Genomic DNA, 19,325 nt, shown 5'->3' on the forward strand with positions numbered 1-19,325 from the left:
ATCCGCAACGGCCGACCCTGGTTCACCCCACCGGCCTGGACCGACCCCCACCGACAACCACGACCCGGCGGACGACCCCTCGTCCCGACCTAGGTGACCTCGCGCCGCGGTGCCGCGCCCGCCACGATCTGCCGGCGCACCCACACGCCCGGGCACCAGGGCTCCTCGCGGCGCAGGAGCTCCAGCGCCGCGCGGCCCGTCCACGCCGGCTCGACGATCTCGGTCGGCGCCGACGGCGTCGGGCGGCCCCAGGTGAGGCCCCACCCCTCGGCCGTGGCCGCGGCGAGGCGGTCGCGGTGGTGGTCGTAGAGGTCGTCGGCGCGGGCCGCGAGCGCCTCGAGGTCGACCGGGGCGCGCAGGCCCTCGGCGACGGTGGTGCCGGTCGCGGCGACGTAGACGTGCACGTGCGGCCGCAGCCCGGCCACGCCGGGGACGCGCTCGTCGACGATGTGCGTGATCGCCAGGCGCGCCGGGGCGGGGCCGTCGGCGGTCAGCACGCACCCGAAGCGCCGCTGCACCTCGCGGACGCACGTCGCGGCCTCGCGCCAGTAGAGGTCGCGCAGCCCGGCGAGGACGCCCGCGTGGCCGGTGTGCTGCAGCGAGTCCATGTACACCGCGAGCGAGCGCGGGGCCGGCACGACGACGTCGACCGCGTCGTCCGGGGGATCGGTGAACACGGGGTCGAACAGCCGCGCGGGCTCCACCGCGTCACCCGACGCCGGCGTCGGTGTCGTCACGGCCATCACCCCCGGGCGCTCGGTCGCGCCGTCGCCGCAGCGTACGGCGCCCCCGGCCCGGCGGCAGGGTGTGCGGAGCCCGGACGGACCGAGCCCGACCTCAGGGCGGCCCGGCCAGGGTCGTCAGCACCGCCAGGAGCTCGTCCCGGAGCCCGTCGGGCAGGTGTGCGAGCAGGTGGCGCCGCACGGCGGCGGCGTGCACCGGACGCGCCCGCCGGGCGGCCACGCGCCCGGCGTGGGTGAGCACGACGTCGACCCCGCTCCCGACGCCGGTGCGGTCCACGAGACCGCGATCCGTCATGCGCGTGAGCTGGTGGGAGAGCCGGCTGCGGTGCCAGCCCATCGACGCCGCGAGCTCCTGCTGGCGCATCCGCCCCCCGGCGTCGTCGAGGCGGGTGACGATGCCGAACTCCGGGTCGGACAGGCCGGTCGCCCGGGTGATCTCCTCGCCGATCGCCGCGCGCACCGCCTCGCCGGCCCGCTTGAACGCGTGCCACAGGGCGAGCTCGTCGGCGTCGAGGGGCACGGTCCGACCTCCCGGTGTTGTCACGACAACTCACGGACGCGCATGCTGTTGTCATGACAACACACGGGCAGGTGCTCGTCACCGGCGGGAGCCGGGGGATCGGGCTGGGCCTCGCCGTCCGGTACCTCGACCGCGGTGCGCGGGTGATCGTCACCGGCCGGTCGGCCGACGCGCTCGCCGCCGCGGCCGACCGGCACCCCGGGCTGGAGACGGTGGTCGCCGACATGGCCCGCGCCGGCGACCGCGAGGCGCTCGCCGCCCACGTCCGCGCCGTCATGCCCGGGCTCGACCTCCTGGTCCAGAACGCCGGCGTGCAGCGCCGTGTCGGGCTGGCCGAGGACGACGCGCCGTGGCCGGAGCGCCAGGTCGAGATCGACACGCTGCTGGCCGGGCCGGTGCACCTCGACCACCTGCTGGTGCCGGCGATGCTCGCCCACGGCCGGCCCGCGACGGTCGTCGAGGTCACCTCGGGCGGGGCGGTGGTGCCGCAGCCCTTCGCCCCGCTCTACAGCGCGAGCAAGGCGGCGCTCCACCACTACGCGATGGTCCTGCGCGCGTCGCTCACCGGCACGCCGCTGCGCGTGGTCGAGCTCGTGCCGCCCGCTGTCGCGACGGGGCTCGGCGGCGACCACGGTGCTCCGCTCGACGCCTTCTGCGACGCCGCCGTCGCCGGGATCGACGCGGGACGCCCGGTCGTCGGCTACGGTCCGACGGCCGAGGCCGCGGTCACCGCCCAGCTCGACGGTCAGCAGGCGCTGTTCGACCGGATGGCCGGACGCTTCCCCGTGCCCGGCTACGCCGTCGCCACCTGAGCGGCGTGGGTCAGCGCGGCTGGATCTCGCCCATCGGCCCGAAGCCGTCGTGCGGCGTGTCGATGTAGATGATCTGGGGCGTCTCCGAGACGACGTCCGGGGCCGCCTCGAAGAACCGCTTGACGTGCGGCTGCGCGACGTGGGCCGCACCGGCGTCGGCGTCCCGGAAGCCCTCGATGCAGACGTACTCGTTCTCGTCGGTCAGGCTGCGCGAGAACTTGAAGAAGAGGCAGCCCTCCTCGGCGTTCACGTCCTTCGCGTACGAGTCCGCGAGGGCCAGCCACTCGTCGGTCTTCTCGGGCCGGATGGGCATGACGATGTTGATGAGGATCACGGGGTCCTTCCTGCCAGGAAGGACGTGCCGGGGCAAGAACCGCCGCGGACGTGCAAGAACGGGCGGGTCAGCGCTCCCGCTCGAGGTGGGCGCGGACGGCCGTGCCGGACTCGTCGAGCCACCCCCGCTCGCGGGCGACGTCGAGCATCCCGGCGAAGCGCGTCTCCCAGTCGTCGCCGACGCGGCCCTCGGCGAGGCGCCGCAGGGTCGCCACCGGGATCATGACGTGGTTCATGTCCGGGAGGAGCTCGCCGGCGTCGTGCTCGGCCAGGACCCGGGCGATGGTGTCGGACCCCAGCCGCTGCCAGTAGGACGCGTACAGGTCGTTGACCTTGTCCGGCTCGAGGAGCTCGACACCGTCGTCGGCGATCGCGAGGTACACGGCGACAGCATGGCGCACGCGGGCCTCGCGGGTCAGGCCCATCCCCTCGGCGCCGGGCAGCGCAACGCCGTCGACCGGACGCCTGAGCAGCGGTAGCGTGTCCGCCTCGACGAGCCGCTGTGGAGGCGGGGGAGCACGTTGGCGCAACCGCTGCGGCTGATCAGCGAGGTGCAGCGCCTCGGCACCGTCGTCTCCCTCGCGGCCCTGGTCGTGGTCATGATCTCCGTCGGCCGGCTGCTCTACTCGCTGCTCGTCACCGCCCCGGAGGCCGACGACCTGCGCGCGGGGCAGATCGCGCTCGAGGACGGGCGCAACGCGGTGATGGCGACCGACTCCTTCCTGCGCGCCTACGTCGCCACCGGCGACCGCTACTTCCTCGACCGCTCCACCGAGCTGGCGCCGCAGATCGCGGCGGCCGAGTCGACGATGCTGGACACCCTGGACCCACCCGAGATCTTCCCGCGCGTCCTCGAGCTCACCGCGCTGCAGCGGCGCTGGCAGGACGACTGGGCCCGCCAGCTGGCCGCCCCGGCACCACCGGGCGGGCCGGGCGCGGCCGGGCCGTCCGCGGTCGCCGGCACCGCCGTCGCCCGCGCCGACGGGTCACTGGCCGACTACCGCGCGGCCAGCGCCGCGACCCGCACGCTCGTGATCGACACCATCGACGAGGTCGACGGCGCGAACCGGGCGCTGCAGCGCTCGCTCATCGTCGTCACCGCCCTGGTGGCCGGGGTGGCGCTGGCGCTGGCGTGGCGGGGCCGGCGCCTGTTGCTGCGGCACGTCGTCGCGCCGGTGGACGGGCTGCTGGCCGCGGTGCGCGGGATCGGCGAGGGTCGGCTGACCCCGCCCGAGCCCGTCGAGGGCTCCGCCGAGCTGGTGGCGCTGCGCGACGGCATCGCCGACATGACCGTGGCGCTGCGCCACCAGAGCGAGCAGACCGCGACCCAGGCCGAGCGGCTGCAGGCCCAGACCGACCGGCTGCGCACGATCCTGATCATGGCTCGCGAGATCGCGGGCAGCCTCAACATCCGCTACGTGCTCGACTCCACGGTGCAGGCGACCGTCGCCGTCACCGACGGCCGCGTGCTGCTCTGGCTGCTCGACGAGGAGGGCGGCGGGCTCGAGATGGTGCACGACTCCGACCGCGGCGCGGTGGCGCCGATGCAGGTGCGCTGCCCGCTCGGCGTCGGGGTGGTGGGCCGCTCGGCGAGCTACGGCCAGATCTCGCGCGGCGACAGCGCGGCGGGGGAGGACGCGGCGGTGGCGGTGCCGCTGGTCGTGGGCGCGCGCGTCATCGGCGTGCTCGAGTGCTGCGACCTGCCCGAGGGCCAGGTCGAGGGTCAGCGCCTGTCGACCGTCGAGATGCTGGCGACGCTGTCGGGATCGGCGATCGAGGCGAGCCGCCTGCACGCCGCGACCGAACGGCTCTCGCAGTTCGACCCGCTGACCCAGCTGGGCAATCGCCGCCGCCTCGGCGCCGACCTCGACGCCGCCGTCTCCGACGCCCGCCGCCACGGCGTCCCGATGGCCGTGATCATGGTGGACCTGGACCACTTCAAGGAGCTCAACGACCGCTACGGCCACCAGCAGGGCGACCTCGTGCTGCAGGAGGTCGCCGGGACGCTGCGGCGCGCGCTGCGCGACGGCGAGACCGCCTACCGCTACGGCGGCGAGGAGTTCGCCGTGCTCGTCACCCGCGGCGGGGTCGACGACGCGGTCGCGCTGGCGGAGCGACTGCGCCGGCGGGTGGAGGACGACTTCCGCCGCGGCGAGAAGCAGCTGGTCACGGGTTCGTTCGGCGTCGCCGGGCTCCCCGACCACGCCACCGACCCCGACGCGCTGCTCAGCGAGGCCGACCGCGCCCTCTACGCGGCCAAGAACGCGGGCCGCAACCGCGTGCAGCGCGCCGTGTGAGCGCCGGGCACCCTGGGCCGGTGCAGACCCTGCGGATCGTCCCGGACGTGCGCAGCTCGGTCGTCGAGGAGATGCCCGCGGGCCAGGTGCTGCTGTTCACCTCGCAGCGCGGCGACATCGAGCCCCAGCTCCTGGCGCACCCGGCGGTGCACCCGTTCAGCTGGCCGCGGCTGCTGCGGGCGCTGCGGGACCCCGACCTGGAGCTGATCGAGGTGGCCGAGCCCCTGTGGCTGGGGGAGTGGGTCCGGGCCCTGCGCCACGTCGCGCTGGCCCGCCTGCTGCGCCCCCGGCGGCGGGTGGCCGTCGCGACCTACGCCATCGAGAACCTCGACGCCCGCGAGCGCTGCCGCTTCCCGTCGCTCGACGCCCACCCGCGGCTGGGCGCGGTGGTGTCGCGGGTCGTGCTCGCCGCGGTCGGGCTGTCGGTGCGGGCGCTCGACGTGGTCGTGTTCGGCACGAGCGGGGCGGCGGAGAACTACCGGCGGGCGTTCGGCCGGTCGCTGCGGGCCCGGCACACCGTCCTGACGCCGCGGCTCGGGCCGTGCCGCGTCTGCGGTCCGGTGCCGGCGGGGGTCGACCTGCGGGACCGGACCGTGCTCTTCCTCGGCACCCCCAGCGAGCGCAAGGGTTTCGGCGTGCTGACCGACGCCTGGGAACGCTCGGGCGCGGCCGGGCGCGGCTGGCGCCTGGTCGTCGCCGACCCGAGTGGCGACGTCGACCGGCCCGTGCCCCCCGGCGTCGCGATCACGACGCCGACGCGCCGGGAGGTGCACGAGCTGCTGCGCCGCAGCGCCGTCGTCGCCATGCCCTCGGTGCGGCGCCGCCGGTGGCGCGAGCAGATCGGGCTGCCGCTGGTGGAGGGTCTCGCGCACGGCTGCCGCGTCGTCACCACCACCGAGACCGGCCTCGCCGACGACCTGCGCGGGCACCCGCTGGTGACGCTGACGACCCCCGGCGACGCGGCCGACCTGGCCGAGGGCCTGCGCCGCGCGACCGAGCCGGGTCCGCGGCCGGACACCGCCGCACCCCCGGCGGGCTGGACGAAGCGCGACGTCGTCGCGTGGTGGCTCGACGCCCGCGCGACCGCTGCCCCGTGAGCGCCCCGTGAGCGCCCCGTGAGCGCCACCGGGACCGACCTCGAGCGGGCCGACCGCGGGTCCCCGGCCGCGATCGGGACGGTCGGCGTGGTCGGCGGGATCGTCGGCGGCCTCATCGGCGGCGGCGCCGGGGTGCTCTACGTCCCGGCGCTGGACCGCTTCACGGGCATGAGCCGTGCCCGGGTGCACGGCACGTCGACGCTGTCGCAGATCGGGCTGTGCGTGGCAGGCACGCTCACCTACGCCGTCGGCGGCGGCGCGATCGACCTGCGCGTCGGGCTCGGCATGATGGTCGGCGGCACCCTGGGCGGCTGGATCGGCCCGCGCCTCCTGGCGCGGGCGTCGGACACGCTGCTGCGGGTCCTGCTCATCGCGATCCTGGTGCTGACCGCGGCGAAGTTCGCGCTCGACGCGTTCGGCCCGCCGCTGTTCACCCACGCGCTGGTGTCCCCGGCGCTGCTCGCCGACCCGTGGTTCGTCGTGCCGACGACGGTGGCGGTGGGCGTCGTCGTCGGGGCGTGGTCGGGCGCGATGGGGCTCGGCGGCGGCCTGCTGGCCGTCCCGGCGATGGTGCTGCTCTTCGGCGTCGAGCTCCACGTCGCCGCCGGGACCTCCCTGCTGATGTTCATCCCCAACTCCGTGGTGGGGGGCTGGGTGCACGTGCGCCAGGGCACGGCGTCGGCGCGCTGGGGCTGGCTCCTGGGGCTGACCGCGGCGCCGGGTGTCATCGCCGGAGCGCTGCTCGGGCTGGCCCTCGACGCCGCGGTGCTCGGCCTCGTGTTCGCGACGTTCGCCCTGCTCATGGCCGTGCGGGAGATCGTCGCGCTGATCCGGAGGGGCTAGAACGTGATCAGCGGCTTGATGATCCCGTCGCGCTTGTGGGTCATCATGTCGAAGGCCTCCTCGACCTGGTCGATGCCCATCCGGTGGGTGGTCATGGGCGTCGGGTCGATCTTGCCGTTCACCATCAGCCGCATGAGGCGCTCCATGCGCAGGCGCCCGCCGGGGCACAGGTCGGTGACGATCTTCTTGCCGGCCATGCCGAGGCCCCAGGCGTCGAGCGGCATCGTCACCGTCGGGCCGGACTCGCCGTGGTACCCGACGTTGGACAGCGTGCCGCCGGGGCGGGTGGCGTAGAGGGCGCCCTCGAAGGTGGCCTGGTTGCCCAGCGCCTCCACCGTCGAGTCCGCGCCGCCGTCGGTGAGTTCGATGATCTGCTCGGCGACGTTGCCCGACGCCGGGTCGATGACGACGTCGGCGCCGAAGCGCCGGGACATCTCCTGCCGGTTCGGGATGCCCTCGACGGTGATCACGAGCCCGGCGCCGCGCAGCTTGGCCCCGATCGTCGCCGACAGGCCCACCGCGCCCTGCGCGAAGATCGCGACGGTGCCGCCGACCGGGATGTTCGCGTTCTCCGAGCCGATGATCCCGGTGGAGAGCATGTCGCAGGCGTAGACCGCGGCGTCGTCGGAGAGGCCCTGCGGGATCGGCGCGAGGTTGTAGTCGGCGTCGTTGACGTGGAAGTACTCGGCCATGTTGCCGTCCTTCTGGACGGTGAAGCGGTAGCCGCCGAGCGCGCCGCGGCACTGCGAGGTGTAGCCGGCCTGGCAGTTGTCGCAGGTGCCGTCGGGGGTGACGGCGTTGACCGCGACCCGGTCGCCGACCTGGACCGACGTCACGCCCTCGCCGATCTCGTGCACGACGCCGACGCTCTCGTGGCCGAGCAGCCGGCCGTCGGGCACCGGCAGCAGGCCCGCGACGGTGTGGACGTCGGAGGTGCAGATGAGGGCCCGGGTGGTCTTCACGACCGCGTCGCCCGGCCCCGCGGTCGGGACCGGGCGCTCGACCATCCCGAACTTCCCGGTCCCGAGGATCGCGAGCGCCTTCATCGTGTCGGCCATGAGCCACCTCCCGACGGCCCGCCGCGCGCTGCTGCACGACGGTGTGAGAGTCACATCACAGCTGGCGGGTTCTCGTGATCGCAATCCGTCGACCGGTTGTGCGCCACCTGCTTGCGCCTGTTCGGCGGGTGCGGGAGCGTCTTCCCGGACGACTGTGACGCCTGACACGCACGGCGAGGAGGCCGCACCCCCATGAAGCTCGCTCTGTACCTGCCGAACTTCCGCACCGAGGTGACGATCAAGGAGCTCGAGGACCTGACGGACCTCGCCGAGGAGCTCGACTTCGACTCGGTGTGGACGCTGGACCGGATCGTGGTCCCGGAGGCCTCGGACCGCGAGGAGCTCCAGTACACGTTCGGCATGATGGACAACCTGCCGCACGCCCTGCCGGTGCAGGCGCGGGGGCAGTGGTTCCAGGGCTACCCGCTGCTGCCGTGGCTGGCCGCGCGCACCTCGAAGGTCCGCATCGGGCAGAGCATCATCGACACCCCGTTCCGCGCGCCGGGCGTCCTCGCCGCGGAGCTGGCCACCATCGACCACCTCTCGGGCGGGCGGCTCAACGTCGGCCTCGGCGCCGGCTGGATGCCCGAGGAGTTCGCCGCCGCGAGCGCGTCGAACATCTTCCCGAAGCGGCACAAGCACGTCCGCGAGACGATCGAGGTCCTGCAGGGCGTCTGGGGCAACGACCTGTTCGAGTACCACGGCGAGTTCGCCGACTTCGACCGCTGCGGGTTCGGTGCCAAGCCGCTGCAGCAGCCGCGCCCGCCGATCTTCATGAGCGGGCTCAAGGACCCGCTGCGCTCGGCGAAGCGCATCACGAAGTACGACCTCGACGGCTGGATCGGCATCCAGGACTCGCCGGAGGGTCTCGCGAAGTGGCTCACCGCCATCGACGAGCAGTTCGAGGAGATCGGCAGCCCGAAGCGGTCGAAGGACCTCGAGATCTGCAGCATGATCTGGACGGTCATCACCGAGGAGGAGACCGACCAGAGCACCGCGGGCGGTGTCGCGTCGAACCTGCTGGTGGGCACCGAGAAGCAGCTCACCGACCGTCTCAAGGCCTACAAGGAGGCCGGGATGACGATGCCGCTCATCTGGCCGCCGTTCACCGACGTCCCGGTGTCGAAGACCCTCGACGACCTCAAGCGGATCAAGAACGACATCATGCCGAAGGTCGAGGCCGTCTGAGGCCGCTCCTCCGCCGGGGGCCGCGACGTGGTCCCGGAGGCGACACCCACGGGTGACCCCGTCGTTGTACCGGGAGGCCGGTGCCCGTCACCGCGGGCGCCGGCCGACCGTGTCCCCGGCGAGAGGACCCCCGGCGCGTGGGGATCGAGACACGTCCGATCGAACGGCCGACCCCCTGGCTGGTGGGGCTCGGGGTCGTCACCGCCGCGGTGGCGACGGTGCCGCCGGCGCTGGTGGGGCTGGACGCCCCGTCGGTGCCGGTGAGCGAGCTGGGGCTGCCGCCCGGTGTCGCCCTGGCGCTGGCGGGTGTCGGGTTCGTCGCGCTCGCGGCGTGGCGCCTGCACGCCGACGGCGCCCGCGCCGCGGTGCTGGTCGGCCTGGCCGGGGCGGCCGTCCTGCTCTACGAGGGCGTCGCGATCGGCGCCGAGCTGGGCGCGGCGCCGCTCGGGCACGTCTACGGCGCCGCGGGTGGGGCCGTCGCCGCCGCGGGCCTGCTGGGGGTGCTCGTGGCGTGGCGCCGCCGGGACCTGCCCCCGACCGGGACGCCCGTGCGCGGCCGGCTCCTCGCCGCGGTCGCGGTGGTGGTGCTGCTCGCCGCGACGCGTGCCTCGGTGCCCGCGTGGGCCGGCGTCCTGGCCGTCGTCGCGCTCGTCCTCGTGGCCGTGCCGCTGCTGGTGGCCCGCGTCACCGCGGGCGTCACCGCCGGCCGGCCGGTCGGCGCCGCGTCGACCACCTCGCTGCGGGTGCTGCACCTCGGTCTCCCGGACCCGGGGGCGGCCCCGGCCCCCGCGGTCGAGCTCACCCGGCGCCTCGCCGCCGCGGGACACCGCATCACCGTGCTCACGCCGGGACGCCCCCACCTGGCCGACCGTGTCGAGCACCACGGCACGGGCTGGGTGCACTGGACGCACCCCGGTCCCGCCCGGCCGCGGGCCCTGCGGCGGGCGGCGTACGTCCTCGGCGCGCTCGTCGCCGTGCGGCGCGTCGAGGCCGACGTGGTCGTCGAGGAGATCACCGCGCCGCTCGGCTCGCTGGCCGTCGCGCACCGGGCCCGCCGCCCGACGCTCGCGGTGGTGTCCCGCCTGCCCGACCCGGTCCCGGCCGGGGAGCGCGCGCCCCTGCGGCGGCTGCGCTGGTGGGCGATCCGCACCCACCGCGCCGTGATCGCCCGGTCCCCGGCCGCGGCCGCCGCCCTCGCCGCCGCGGGGTCGCGCGCGGACGTCACCGTCGTCGGCACCGGGATCGACCCCGCGGCCCTCCGCACCGCGCCCCAGGAGCGCACCGACGACATCGTGGTGCGCGTGGAGCACCTCGGGGCCGGGCAGCGCGACCTGCTCGTGCACGCCTGGGCGCAGGCCGCACCGCGGGTCCCGGGGCGGCTCGTGCTCCTCGGCGGCGAGGGCCTCGCCGACGAGCTGCGCCCGCGGTTCGCCCGGCTGGGCCTCGCCGACCGGGTCGAACCGGCCCCCGCCGACACCGTCCACGCTCGGGTCGCCGCGGCGCGCCTGACCGTGGTGGTGCCCGGGATCCCGGACGCGCTCGCGCGGGTCGCGGCGCTCGAGGCGCTCGCGGTCGGCACTCCGGTGCTCGCGGGCGACACCGCCGGCGTGCGCGACGTGGTGCCGCCGGCGCTCGGTGCGCTCGTCACCCCCGCCGGCGACCACGACGCGGACGCCGCGGCGCTCGCCGGAGCCCTGGTCGCGCTGCACGCCGACCGGCCGCGGCACGCCGCCGCCGCGGCCCGGGGGCCGGCGCTCGCCCGGCCCCACGACCGGGACGTGCTCGCCGGCCACACCGAGGACGTGTACCTCGCCGCGGCCCGGGCGGTGCGGCGGGGACTCGTCCGGCGCTGAGTGGGCCCGGGTCGCGGGCCGGGCCGCGCGTCACCCGTGTCGGGTGCGGCACCCACCCGGCGCAGGTCGGTGCGCCCGGTCGGGGTCGAGCAGGCCGGCCGCGCGGGGACGCAGCCACGAACCACCGATCGGTGGTCGTCGTCAGGAGGTCGCAAGGTCGTCGCGGACCCCGGGGGGCCCCACCGCTGGGAGGGTGCGGACGTGACGGACCCTTCCGCCCGCCCCGGGGCGCCCGCGACCCGACCGCCCGACCGCGACCCGGTCCGGTGGCCCGCGGCGCGGTCGAACCCGGCCGTCCCCGGACCCGCGCGCACGCGGCCGGTCCCGCCCGTCCCCCGGGACGTCGACCTCGTGCCCCGTCTGGAGACGCCCCCGGCGCCGACACCCCCACCCCCACGCCCGGCTCCGGTCCGCCGGCTCCTCTGGGCCGTCGGCGCGGTCCTGGTGGGCCTCCTGGCCGGCGCCGCCCTCGCCGTCCTCGGCCGGGGACCGGCGAGCCCGCCGCCGGTGGAGCTGTCGGGGGCCTCGACGCCCGGCGTCCTCTACGAGGTCACGGGTGACGCCGCCCGCGCCCTGGTGACCTTCGGGACCGACAGCGCCGTGTCGCAGGAGAACGGCGTCGGTCTGCCGTGGCAGCGCACCCGCCCGGCCGCGGAGGACGCCGCCACGTACACGCTCACGGCGCAGTCGTCGTCCGACGACGCCGGCCGCATCACCTGCCGCATCTCCGTCGACGGCACGGTGATCGCCGAGCAGACGTCCTCGGCGCGGTACTCGGTCACGACCTGCGTCGGCACGTCGCCGGTCTCCTGAATCGGCGTCACTCCGAGCGTCGGGTGTCCTCGCCGCCGACCCGCAGGACGTGGCCCGTCGAGGGCACGCCGCGGTCGTCGACCAGGACGAGCTGGTACCGCCCGGTCGGCACGGTCCGGATCGAGGCGGGCACGTCCAGGTCGACGCCGCGGGGGGTCCGGCGGAGGTCGAGCGCGACCGAGCGCTGGTCGACGCTCGTGACGTGCGTGGAGCTGGCGAGCCGCAGCAACCGGGCACGCTGCACGCGGGCGGCGTCGGGCGTCGCCACGGCGAGGGTCTCGCCGCGGTCGGCCGTGTCCGGTGCCTCGGTGATCCCGGGGCGCCGCCCCCGGAACAGGTAGGGCGGCGAGTAGATCTCCAGACGCTGCTCGAAGGTCCCGGGCACGGTGTCCTGCTCGTCGTCGAACAGCGGGTCCGACCCGGCGGTGAGCACGCGCCCGTCGGGCAGCAACAGGCCCTCCGTGTGGTAGTTCCGCCCGACCTCCGGGTCGGCGGCGACGCGCAGCGTCCCGCCGTTCGGCCCCGGCCGGTAGAGCCGGGCCAGCAGGTGGTCCGACGCGCCCTTGCCGCGGTGGTCGCCCGACCCGTTGCTGATGAGCATCGAGTCGTCGGGCAGCGTCACCAGGTTCGGGTAGCGGGTCGGTGCCGCGAGCTCCGGTCCCGGGGTGAAGCGCGGGAACGGGTCGTCGAGGTCGACGACGTCGATGCGCGCCGTCGACCGCGCGCTCTCGCCGACACCGCCGCCGCCCACGACGACCATCCGCCCGTCCTGCACGGGCCCGACCCAGGCGGCTCCGGACGTCTCCAGCAGGTCGGGGTCACGCAGCCCCGGCACCGGCAGGAAGGTGTTGTCCTCGATGTCCCACAGCCCGGGCACCCGGCCCTGGTCGGCGGGACCGTACCCGGCGGTGGTGCCGGCGTAGAAGAGCTCGTCGGGTCGGGCGGTGGTGAACAGACCCGGGTAGGTCGGGAAGTAGTGGGTGAGGTCCTTGCGCTCGGTCCAGGTGTTCGTGGCGGGGTCGAACTCCTCGGTCTGGCCGTTGAGGACCTCGCCGACGCCGTCGAGGCCCGCCGTTGCGAGGACACGGCCGTCGAGCATAGGGGTGAGCGTGGGGTACCAGCGTGCGAACACCATGTCGCCGACCCGCGACCAGCTCTCGGTCTCCGGGTCGAAGGTGAAGGCCTTGTCGGTGCCCTGGTAGTCCTGCTTGTCGAGCGTCATCGGAGCGCCGAGCCCGTACAGGTCACGCGCCTGCTCCGGGGGCAGCCCGGCGATCGCGTACTGGACCCGGTCCGGGTTGACCGCCGCGGGCCCCGCTGCGGCGGCCTCGACGAAGACGGTGACCTCGCTGGCGGTGACGGTCGCCCCGGTGCGGGTGGTGGTCTTGTCGGCGGCCGGCACGAGCGCGTCACGCACGCTGCGGTAGCGCTGCCCGGTGGGCGACACGAACTCCGTACCGGCCGGGACGGGCCGGGCGGTGTCCGGGTCCTCGTTCTTCACCCGCATCGCACCGGCCGCGTGCGTGACCGCGCCCGACAGCTTCTCGTAGCGGGCGGTGCCGCCGGCCACGAGCAGCCGGCCGTCGGGCAGCAGGGTCTGACCGCCGCAGAACATGTCGTCGGGCACGGGGATCATGCGCATGGAGCCGTCGCGCGGGTCGTAGAGCAGGCTCTTCAGCGCCTTCGTGGCGAACAGGTCCTCCTTGTTGCCCGATCCCGCGATGAGCAGCACCTTGCCGCTCGGCAGCAGCGCCGCGTGGATGGCGTTGACCCGCTCCGACGAGGGGACCGACACGACGTCCCAGCGGCCGTGCTCCGCCATGTAGGCCGGGCTGTTGACCAGGCGCTCGTGGCGCCACTGCTGCACGAACGACAGCGCCGGGGGAGGTTCACGCCGAGCAGCACCGCGGCGACCACCACCCCCATCAGCACCGTGGGCAGTCGACGACGCGGGGACCGCGGCAACGCTTTCCTCCTGGGGCCGGGGGATCGGGGGGATGTGGACACGGCGGAGCGGTGCGCCGGCCGCCCCCTCGCCGGCCGCGCACCGCTCCTCGGGGATCAACGCTCGCCGACCGCCGCGTGTGAGCCGTGCGCGCCTTGCGATCCCCTGACGCCGTCCCGGCTCAGCAGGTCCGGCCCTCGTTGATGCAGCTCACGGCCCGGTCCATCAGAGCCTCGGGCATGAGGTTGATCGAGCTCGCGTGATCGGTCTGCGGGGCGTGCTGCTGGTCGGGGAACGAGTCCAGCGCGAACGCACGGCCGTCGGGGCGGTCGTAGGTCAGCGTCATCCGCAGCGCCGGGACCGGCTGCGTGCCCGCGGCGCACGACCCGTCCTCCTCGGGGAACGCGATGTGCGAACGGTGGTCGTCGGAGTCGGTGTTCTGCCCGTCCCAGCAGCTCGGGAAGTCGAGGATGCGCACCAGGCTGCTGCCGCCGGGGCAGAGGGGGTAGCGCGTGGTGGTCCGGTCCTCGAAGCCGGTGCAGGTCCACCGCGCGTTGGCGTTCGCGTCACCGTTGGTCGCCGCCTTGGCGTCGCCGGTGGCCAGGCGCAGACCGTCGGGGGCGGCGGTGACGTCCTCGGTGGGGTTGCCGTGGAAGGTCAGGTCCACCGACGTGGCGGGCAGGACCGAGCCGAAGTTCCCGTCCAGCCCGCCGCCGTCGTCGAACACGTCCGGTCCGGTGCCGTTGAGGTCGCGGATGACGGGCCAGTAGTACGTCGACCGGTCACCGTCGGTGCAGGTCGTCGAGGCGTTGCGCAGCTCCTCGTCCGAGGACGAGAACGTCGTGGCGGTCGTGCCGACGTAGTCGTGCACGTGCTGGGCAGCGTTGCGCTTGCCCGGGCCGAGCACGATGTTGTCGCTGTTGCGGTGGGCGCCGTTGGCGTTGGTGCCGCAGTCGACACGGAACGTGCCGGCCTCGGAGAACCGCCCGCCCCGGCCCCCGCCGGACCCCGGCTCGACCTCGCGGATGTCGACGAAGTCCTCGGCGTCCGGCGGCGCGGCCTCGTCGCGGCCCTTGAACTGCTCCTCTTCCTGACCGGCGTCCTGACCGGCGTCCTGACCGGCGTCCTGACCGGCGTCCTGACCGCCGTCCTGACCGCCGTCGTCACCTGACGGCCGGTCGTCAGGCTGGTCCTCGGCCTGGTCGTCGTTCTGGTCGTCGCCCTGGTCGTCGGCCTGGCGGTCGGTGTCCTGGTCCTCGGTGTCGGACCCGGACTCGGCGCTCTCGTCGCCGGCGTCCTGGTCCTCGGAGTCGGAGTCGGAGTCGTCCGGGCTCTGCTCCTCCTCGTCGCCGTTGCCGAGCGACCTCGTGAGCGTGCTGACGAGGCCGGAGCCGTCCTCGGAGTCCGCTCGGGGATGGGCGGACGCCGAGCCCGCGGCGACGACGATGCCGCCCGTCACGAGCAGGGCGGCGACCGCCGCGACGATGCGAACGGGTCCGGTGGTGCGGTGTCTTCCGCGTCGGGGCACGGGAACCTCCTGGCCGTCTCGGCGCGGGCACGGCGCGACGTGCCGGGGAGCCCGTCCCGCGCTCGAGATCGTGGTTGTCCTTCTCGGTCGTCGGGACCGTGCCTCGGGGCCCGGGTGTCCGACGGGGAGCGACGGTAGGAACGCGCCCGGACCGACGGGCGGGACCTGAGAGGAAAAGGTCCGTCACCGCGGTCGGGAGTTCGTCGAGCGCGATCAGCGGTGGTTCGGTGGGGCGAACAGCGGAATCGCCGGGAAGTGTCGTCCGTGGATTTCTCAGGCGGACGCTCGGCGCTCGTCAGGACATCGCAAGGTTCAGGCGTCGAGGCGTCGTGCACCGTCCTCGGAGGAATGCACGGAGGACGGCGGCGTCGAGGTCCGCCGCGCGGCCGGGGCCGTCCCGGGGTCCACGGGCGGGGGCTCGGGAGGCGGGCACGCGAGCGCGTCGTCAGGCAGGTCGCCCATCAGGGCACGCAGGTTGCCGAGCAGGCTCATCGGCTGCCCTCCTCGTCGACGGTTGCCGCACCCACGACACCACGGGGCGGGTGAAGCCGGCCGGGGAACGGCCTTGCCGGGACCTGACGATCGGTCACGCGCGCCGGTGCCGACGTCTTGCGATCCCCTGACGAGGGCCCGCGGACGCTGGCGCGACGGGCGCGGCGCCGGTGGACTCGTCACGGACATCGAGGGAGGACCCACGCATGCGCACCGCCGGCCCCGCGCGACACCGGCTCACGCGTGCCCTCGTCCGCGCCCCGATCCCGGTCTTCCGGTGCGGCCTGGGGCGGCTCTTCGGCGGCCGCCTGCTGCTGCTGACGCACGTCGGCCGCAGGACGGGGCGACCGCGCGACGCGGTCCTCGAGGTCGTCTGCCACGGCCCGACGACCGGCTCGTACGTCGTCGCGGCCGGCTACGGCGCGCGGGCGCAGTGGTTCCGCAACATCGAGGCGCATCCCGAGGTGAGCTACCGGGTGGGACGCCGGCGCCGGGACGGCTGGGCGTACCCGCTGCCCTCCGCGGAATCGGGCCGGCTCCTCGCCGACTACGCCGCACGCCGGCCCCGCACCGCGGCCGCCCTCATGAGGATGCTCGACCGCGACGTCGACGGCTCGCGTGCCGCCTACGAGCGTGTCGGCGCCGACGCCGAGCACGGCGTGCCCCTCGTCGTCATCACCCCCACGCCCCAGCCCTCGATCACCGGTCAGCCCGACCGGAGGAGGACGTCGTGACCCGATATCTCCGGGAGCACACCAGCCCGCCGGTGTTCATCTCCTCGGCGGTGGTCGCCCTGGCCCTCGTCCTGTGGGGGGTGCTCGGGCCGGCCGGGCTCTCCACCGCCGCGAGCGCGGTGAACTCGTTCATCGTCACCAACTTCGGCTGGCTCTACATCTTCAGCGCCACCGGATTCCTGATCTTCGTCGTCGTCCTGATGGCGTCGCGCTACGGCCGCATCCGCCTGGGGCCCGCCGACTCGAAGCCCGAGTACGGCACCATGTCGTGGTTCGCGATGCTGTTCACCGCGGGCATGGGGATCGGGCTCGTCTACTACGCGGTCAGCGAGCCGGTGAGCTACCTGCAGGAACCGCCGGTCGGCCAGGGCGGCACGCCCGAGGCCGCGCAGAACGCGATGTTCCTGACCTTCTACCACTGGGGCCTGCACCCGTGGGCGATCTACATCGTGCTGGGCCTCGCCCTCGGGTACTTCGCGTTCCGCAAGGGCCTGCCGCTGCGCCCGGCGTCGGCCCTCTATCCACTGCTCGGCGAGCGCATCAACCGCTGGCCGGGGTTCGTCGTCGACGTGCTCGCGGTGTTCGGCACCCTCTTCGGCCTGGCGACGTCGCTGGGGCTCGGCGCCCAGCAGGTCGGCGCCGGGCTCGAGACGCTCTTCGGCATCAGCAACACCACCCCGCTGCAGATCGGGCTGATCCTCGGGATCACGTCGATCGCAGTGGTCTCCGTGATGCTCGGCATCGACAAGGGCATCCGCAACCTGTCGTTGATCAACCTGTGGCTCGCGTTCGCGCTGATGGTCTTCGTCTTCGTGTTCGGCCCCACGCGGGACCTGCTCAACACGACCGTCGCGAACTTCGGGAACTACCTGCAGAACCTGCCCGCGCAGAGCTTCCAGACCTACCCGGGCAACCCGGCCGCCCAGGAATGGCAGGCGAGCTGGACGCTCTTCTACTGGGGCTGGTGGATCTCCTGGTCGCCGTTCGTCGGCATGTTCCTGGCGCGCATCTCCTACGGCCGGACGATCCGCTCGTTCATCGGCGGAGCGCTGTTCGCGCCGGTCGGGGCGTCGATGCTCTGGCTGACGATCTTCGGCGAGTCGGCACTGTCCGCCATCCTGCTGAACCCGGCGAACCGGTTGGCCGAGGCGTCCACCGACACGGGCATGTTCGTGCTGCTCCAGCAGCTGCCGGTCGGCGCCATCGCCTCGGTGCTCGCCTCGGTGGTGGCGATCGTCGTCGTCGTGCTGTTCTTCGCGACGTCGTCGGACTCCGGCTCGCTCGTCGTCGACATCCTCACCAACGGCGGCGACCCGAATCCGCGCTGGCAGCAGCGGCTGTTCTGGGCGGTGATGGAGGGCGTCATCGCGGCGGTCCTCCTGGGCGCGGGGGCCGCGAGCGGTGCCGACGCCCTGAGCGCCCTGCAGACGGCGTCGATCCTTGCCGGCCTGCCGTTCTGCCTCGTGCTCATCGCCATGTGCGTGGGTCTGATGAAGGCGATGTCGACCGAACGCTTCGTCGTGCGAGCACCGGAGCTCTCGCCGATGCCGGGCCTGCGGGCCGCGGCCCGGCCGGCCGGCTCGGTGCTCACGGCCAACGGCAACGGCAACGGCAAGCACAGCCAGGGCGAGGACACCTCGGAGCACGGTGAACCCGCCGACGGGTCGGGCCTCGACGACCAGGAGGAGGAACTCGACCCCTCGCTGGGCGAGACCACCGTCGCCGAGTTCTCCACCGCCCGCACGTCGAGCTCGACCTGATCTACGCGAGACCGCTCGAGGAGGAGCGATGCCCGAGAACCAGCGCGCTGCCCAGCGCGCCCACGAGAACGCCCACCGTCCCGCCGAGGACTACGACGGCGAGGGTCGTCCGGCGGCCGCCCGCGCCCGGGACCACATCGTGGACGCGCCGAAGCCGGCCGACCCGGACACCGAGCGGGACGAGCCGGACCGCCCCCGTCGGGGTGGGCGACCGACCGACGGCCGGTGAAGCCCTGGCCCGGCCGTCGGAGCGCGGCAGAACGGTGCCGGCCGGGCGGCGCGGTGGCTCGGGCGTCGCGTTCGGCGCGGCCGTCCTCGGGCGCGGGGGCCGGAGCCGGCGCGACCAAGGGCGCCGGCCTCTCCCCCCCGCTGAGACCGCCCGCAGCCACGGACCCCGACGGCGCCCCCGCCTGCGCGCGGAGGCGCCGTCGTGCGGTCGGGCTCAGGCGGGTGCGGGCGGTGGCCCGTCCGTCCCGGGCGGTGCGGTGAGGTCGCGGACGAGCTCCGCGGCCAGCAGGAGCGAGAGCATCAGCAGTTAGAGCCAGACCAGCAGGATCAGCCCGCCCCCGAGGGCCCCGAGGCTCGCGGTGACGCGGGCGGTCAGCGCGACGTAGAGCGGGAAGACCGCGCTGGCGGCGAACCATCCGCCGACGGCGAGCGCCGCCCCGATCCCGATCGGGCGTACCGCACGGCGGCGCAGGCGCATCCCGAGGTGCAGCAGCAGGACGGCCCAGCCGAGCAGGGCGATCGCGACGGCGGGCCACCGCAGGACCCGCCACAGCACGGCGCCGGCCGGGACGTCCATGACGAGCAACGGGTCCTGCACCGCCGCCGCGGTGACGGTCGCACCGCCCACCAGCACCACGACGGCGAGGACGAGGGCGGCGCGCCACGTGCGTGGGCTTCGTCCGGAGATCGTGGCCAGCGCGTGGAGCACCGAGCGCAGGGCGCGGACGAGCAGCACGAGCGCGGCGATCGTGCCCCCGGTGAGCAGCCCGCCCGTGCTCGTGGAGAGCAGCGTCGTGGCCGCCTCGGCGGCCGCGCTGCCCCGGGTGGTGAGCACCACCTCCAGCAGGCGGGTCATCCCGGCGACCGCGGCCACGTCCGCGCCCGCCCCCAGGGCCGGCCCGGCCGCGCGGAGGATCGCGACGACGGTGAGCAGGGCCGGGAAGACCGCGAGCGCGGTGAAGAACGCCGACTCCGCCGCGAGGGCCGGCACGCGGTGCGCGATCGCCGACGCCAGGACGCGGCCCGCCCGGGACCGGTTCGTGCGGCGACGGCGGAGCAGGACCATGAGCGGCCTGTGCCC

Annotated in this window: 19 protein-coding genes; 10 read left to right on the forward strand and 9 right to left on the reverse strand. The window is 74.8% G+C overall.

Annotated elements, in window-relative coordinates; genetic code table 11:
- Positions 1-89: 89 nt before the first annotated feature.
- Together ABD994_RS18325 and ABD994_RS18330 are read right to left on the reverse strand one after the other, a co-directional pair.
- Positions 90-737 (reverse strand): hypothetical protein, encoded by a 648-nt coding sequence (locus tag ABD994_RS18325; RefSeq protein ID WP_345418041.1) that lies wholly within the window; start codon positions 735-737, stop codon positions 90-92.
- A 100-nt stretch (positions 738-837) separates the two neighbouring features.
- Positions 838-1,263 (reverse strand): MarR family winged helix-turn-helix transcriptional regulator, encoded by a 426-nt coding sequence (locus ABD994_RS18330; protein ID WP_345418044.1) that lies wholly within the window; start codon positions 1,261-1,263, stop codon positions 838-840.
- Positions 1,264-1,316: 53 nt separating this feature from the next.
- Here ABD994_RS18330 and ABD994_RS18335 point away from each other — a divergent pair, with 53 nt between their 5' ends.
- Positions 1,317-2,075: an SDR family NAD(P)-dependent oxidoreductase gene (locus tag ABD994_RS18335; protein WP_345418048.1), complete on the forward strand. Its 759-nt coding sequence runs from the start codon at positions 1,317-1,319 to the stop codon at positions 2,073-2,075.
- Between the two features lie 10 nt (positions 2,076-2,085).
- On the opposite strand, the gene ABD994_RS18340 is transcribed toward ABD994_RS18335, so the two are convergent.
- Both ABD994_RS18340 and ABD994_RS18345 read right to left on the reverse strand, forming a co-directional pair.
- Positions 2,086-2,409: a putative quinol monooxygenase gene (locus ABD994_RS18340; RefSeq protein WP_345418051.1), complete on the reverse strand. Its 324-nt coding sequence runs from the start codon at positions 2,407-2,409 to the stop codon at positions 2,086-2,088.
- A 67-nt stretch (positions 2,410-2,476) separates the two neighbouring features.
- Positions 2,477-2,791, reverse strand: a complete 315-nt coding sequence (locus ABD994_RS18345; RefSeq protein WP_345418054.1) for a hypothetical protein — start codon at positions 2,789-2,791, stop codon at positions 2,477-2,479.
- A gap of 138 nt (positions 2,792-2,929) precedes the next feature.
- Between ABD994_RS18345 and ABD994_RS18350 the strand changes: the two genes are divergently transcribed.
- The 3 genes from ABD994_RS18350 to ABD994_RS18360 are packed head-to-tail and all read left to right on the forward strand — an operon-like array spanning position 2,930 to position 6,645.
- The gene (locus tag ABD994_RS18350; protein ID WP_345418057.1) at positions 2,930-4,705 is read left to right on the forward strand and encodes a diguanylate cyclase domain-containing protein; all 1,776 of its coding nucleotides are present in this window, start codon (positions 2,930-2,932) and stop codon (positions 4,703-4,705) included.
- Positions 4,706-4,725: 20 nt separating this feature from the next.
- Entirely contained in the window at positions 4,726-5,802 is a 1,077-nt protein-coding gene (locus ABD994_RS18355; protein WP_345418063.1) for a glycosyltransferase, read from the forward strand.
- Positions 5,803-5,820: 18 nt separating this feature from the next.
- On the forward strand, positions 5,821-6,645 hold the full coding sequence (locus ABD994_RS18360; RefSeq protein ID WP_345418066.1) for a sulfite exporter TauE/SafE family protein: 825 nt from the start codon (positions 5,821-5,823) through the stop codon (positions 6,643-6,645).
- Here ABD994_RS18360 and ABD994_RS18365 read toward each other — a convergent pair.
- Complete coding sequence (locus ABD994_RS18365) at positions 6,642-7,703, reverse strand: alcohol dehydrogenase catalytic domain-containing protein (RefSeq protein ID WP_345418069.1); 1,062 nt, start codon at positions 7,701-7,703, stop codon at positions 6,642-6,644. The two genes, ABD994_RS18360 and ABD994_RS18365, sit on opposite strands and share 4 nt — an antisense overlap.
- A 192-nt stretch (positions 7,704-7,895) precedes the next feature.
- Here ABD994_RS18365 and ABD994_RS18370 point away from each other — a divergent pair, with 192 nt between their 5' ends.
- The 3 genes from ABD994_RS18370 to ABD994_RS18380 all read left to right on the forward strand — a co-directional run bounded on the left by ABD994_RS18370 (position 7,896) and on the right by ABD994_RS18380 (position 11,557).
- Entirely contained in the window at positions 7,896-8,891 is a 996-nt protein-coding gene (locus ABD994_RS18370) for an LLM class flavin-dependent oxidoreductase (RefSeq protein ID WP_345418072.1), read from the forward strand.
- A gap of 137 nt (positions 8,892-9,028) precedes the next feature.
- On the forward strand, positions 9,029-10,744 hold the full coding sequence (locus ABD994_RS18375) for a glycosyltransferase (RefSeq protein ID WP_345418075.1): 1,716 nt from the start codon (positions 9,029-9,031) through the stop codon (positions 10,742-10,744).
- A gap of 201 nt (positions 10,745-10,945) precedes the next feature.
- Complete coding sequence (locus ABD994_RS18380; RefSeq protein ID WP_345418077.1) at positions 10,946-11,557, forward strand: MmpS family transport accessory protein; 612 nt, start codon at positions 10,946-10,948, stop codon at positions 11,555-11,557.
- Positions 11,558-11,564: 7 nt separating this feature from the next.
- Here ABD994_RS18380 and glxA read toward each other — a convergent pair whose 3' ends face one another.
- From glxA to ABD994_RS18395, 3 genes are all read right to left on the reverse strand, one after another.
- Positions 11,565-13,424, reverse strand: a complete 1,860-nt coding sequence (gene glxA / locus ABD994_RS18385) for a radical copper oxidase GlxA (protein ID WP_345418080.1) — start codon at positions 13,422-13,424, stop codon at positions 11,565-11,567.
- A gap of 259 nt (positions 13,425-13,683) precedes the next feature.
- Complete coding sequence (locus tag ABD994_RS18390) at positions 13,684-15,030, reverse strand: DUF1996 domain-containing protein (RefSeq protein ID WP_345418083.1); 1,347 nt, start codon at positions 15,028-15,030, stop codon at positions 13,684-13,686.
- A gap of 312 nt (positions 15,031-15,342) precedes the next feature.
- The gene (locus ABD994_RS18395) at positions 15,343-15,522 is read right to left on the reverse strand and encodes a hypothetical protein (protein ID WP_345418086.1); all 180 of its coding nucleotides are present in this window, start codon (positions 15,520-15,522) and stop codon (positions 15,343-15,345) included.
- 206 nt (positions 15,523-15,728) lie between these two features.
- Here ABD994_RS18395 and ABD994_RS18400 point away from each other — a divergent pair, with 206 nt between their 5' ends.
- The 3 genes from ABD994_RS18400 to ABD994_RS18410 are packed head-to-tail and all read left to right on the forward strand — an operon-like array spanning position 15,729 to position 18,245.
- Positions 15,729-16,256 (forward strand): nitroreductase family deazaflavin-dependent oxidoreductase, encoded by a 528-nt coding sequence (locus ABD994_RS18400; RefSeq protein ID WP_345418089.1) that lies wholly within the window; start codon positions 15,729-15,731, stop codon positions 16,254-16,256.
- A complete protein-coding gene (locus ABD994_RS18405; protein ID WP_345418092.1) occupies positions 16,253-18,016 on the forward strand; it encodes a BCCT family transporter in 1,764 nt (587 codons plus the stop codon). Before ABD994_RS18400 ends, ABD994_RS18405 begins: the two co-directional genes overlap by 4 nt.
- Positions 18,017-18,044: 28 nt before the next feature.
- The gene (locus ABD994_RS18410; protein ID WP_345418095.1) at positions 18,045-18,245 is read left to right on the forward strand and encodes a hypothetical protein; all 201 of its coding nucleotides are present in this window, start codon (positions 18,045-18,047) and stop codon (positions 18,243-18,245) included.
- A gap of 306 nt (positions 18,246-18,551) precedes the next feature.
- Here ABD994_RS18410 and ABD994_RS18415 read toward each other — a convergent pair whose 3' ends face one another.
- A complete protein-coding gene (locus ABD994_RS18415; RefSeq protein WP_345418098.1) occupies positions 18,552-19,310 on the reverse strand; it encodes a YhjD/YihY/BrkB family envelope integrity protein in 759 nt (252 codons plus the stop codon).
- Positions 19,311-19,325: the final 15 nt, after the last annotated feature.

It is taken from the genome of Actinomycetospora chlora (assembly GCF_039542135.1).
GTDB lineage: Bacteria > Actinomycetota > Actinomycetes > Mycobacteriales > Pseudonocardiaceae > Actinomycetospora > Actinomycetospora chlora.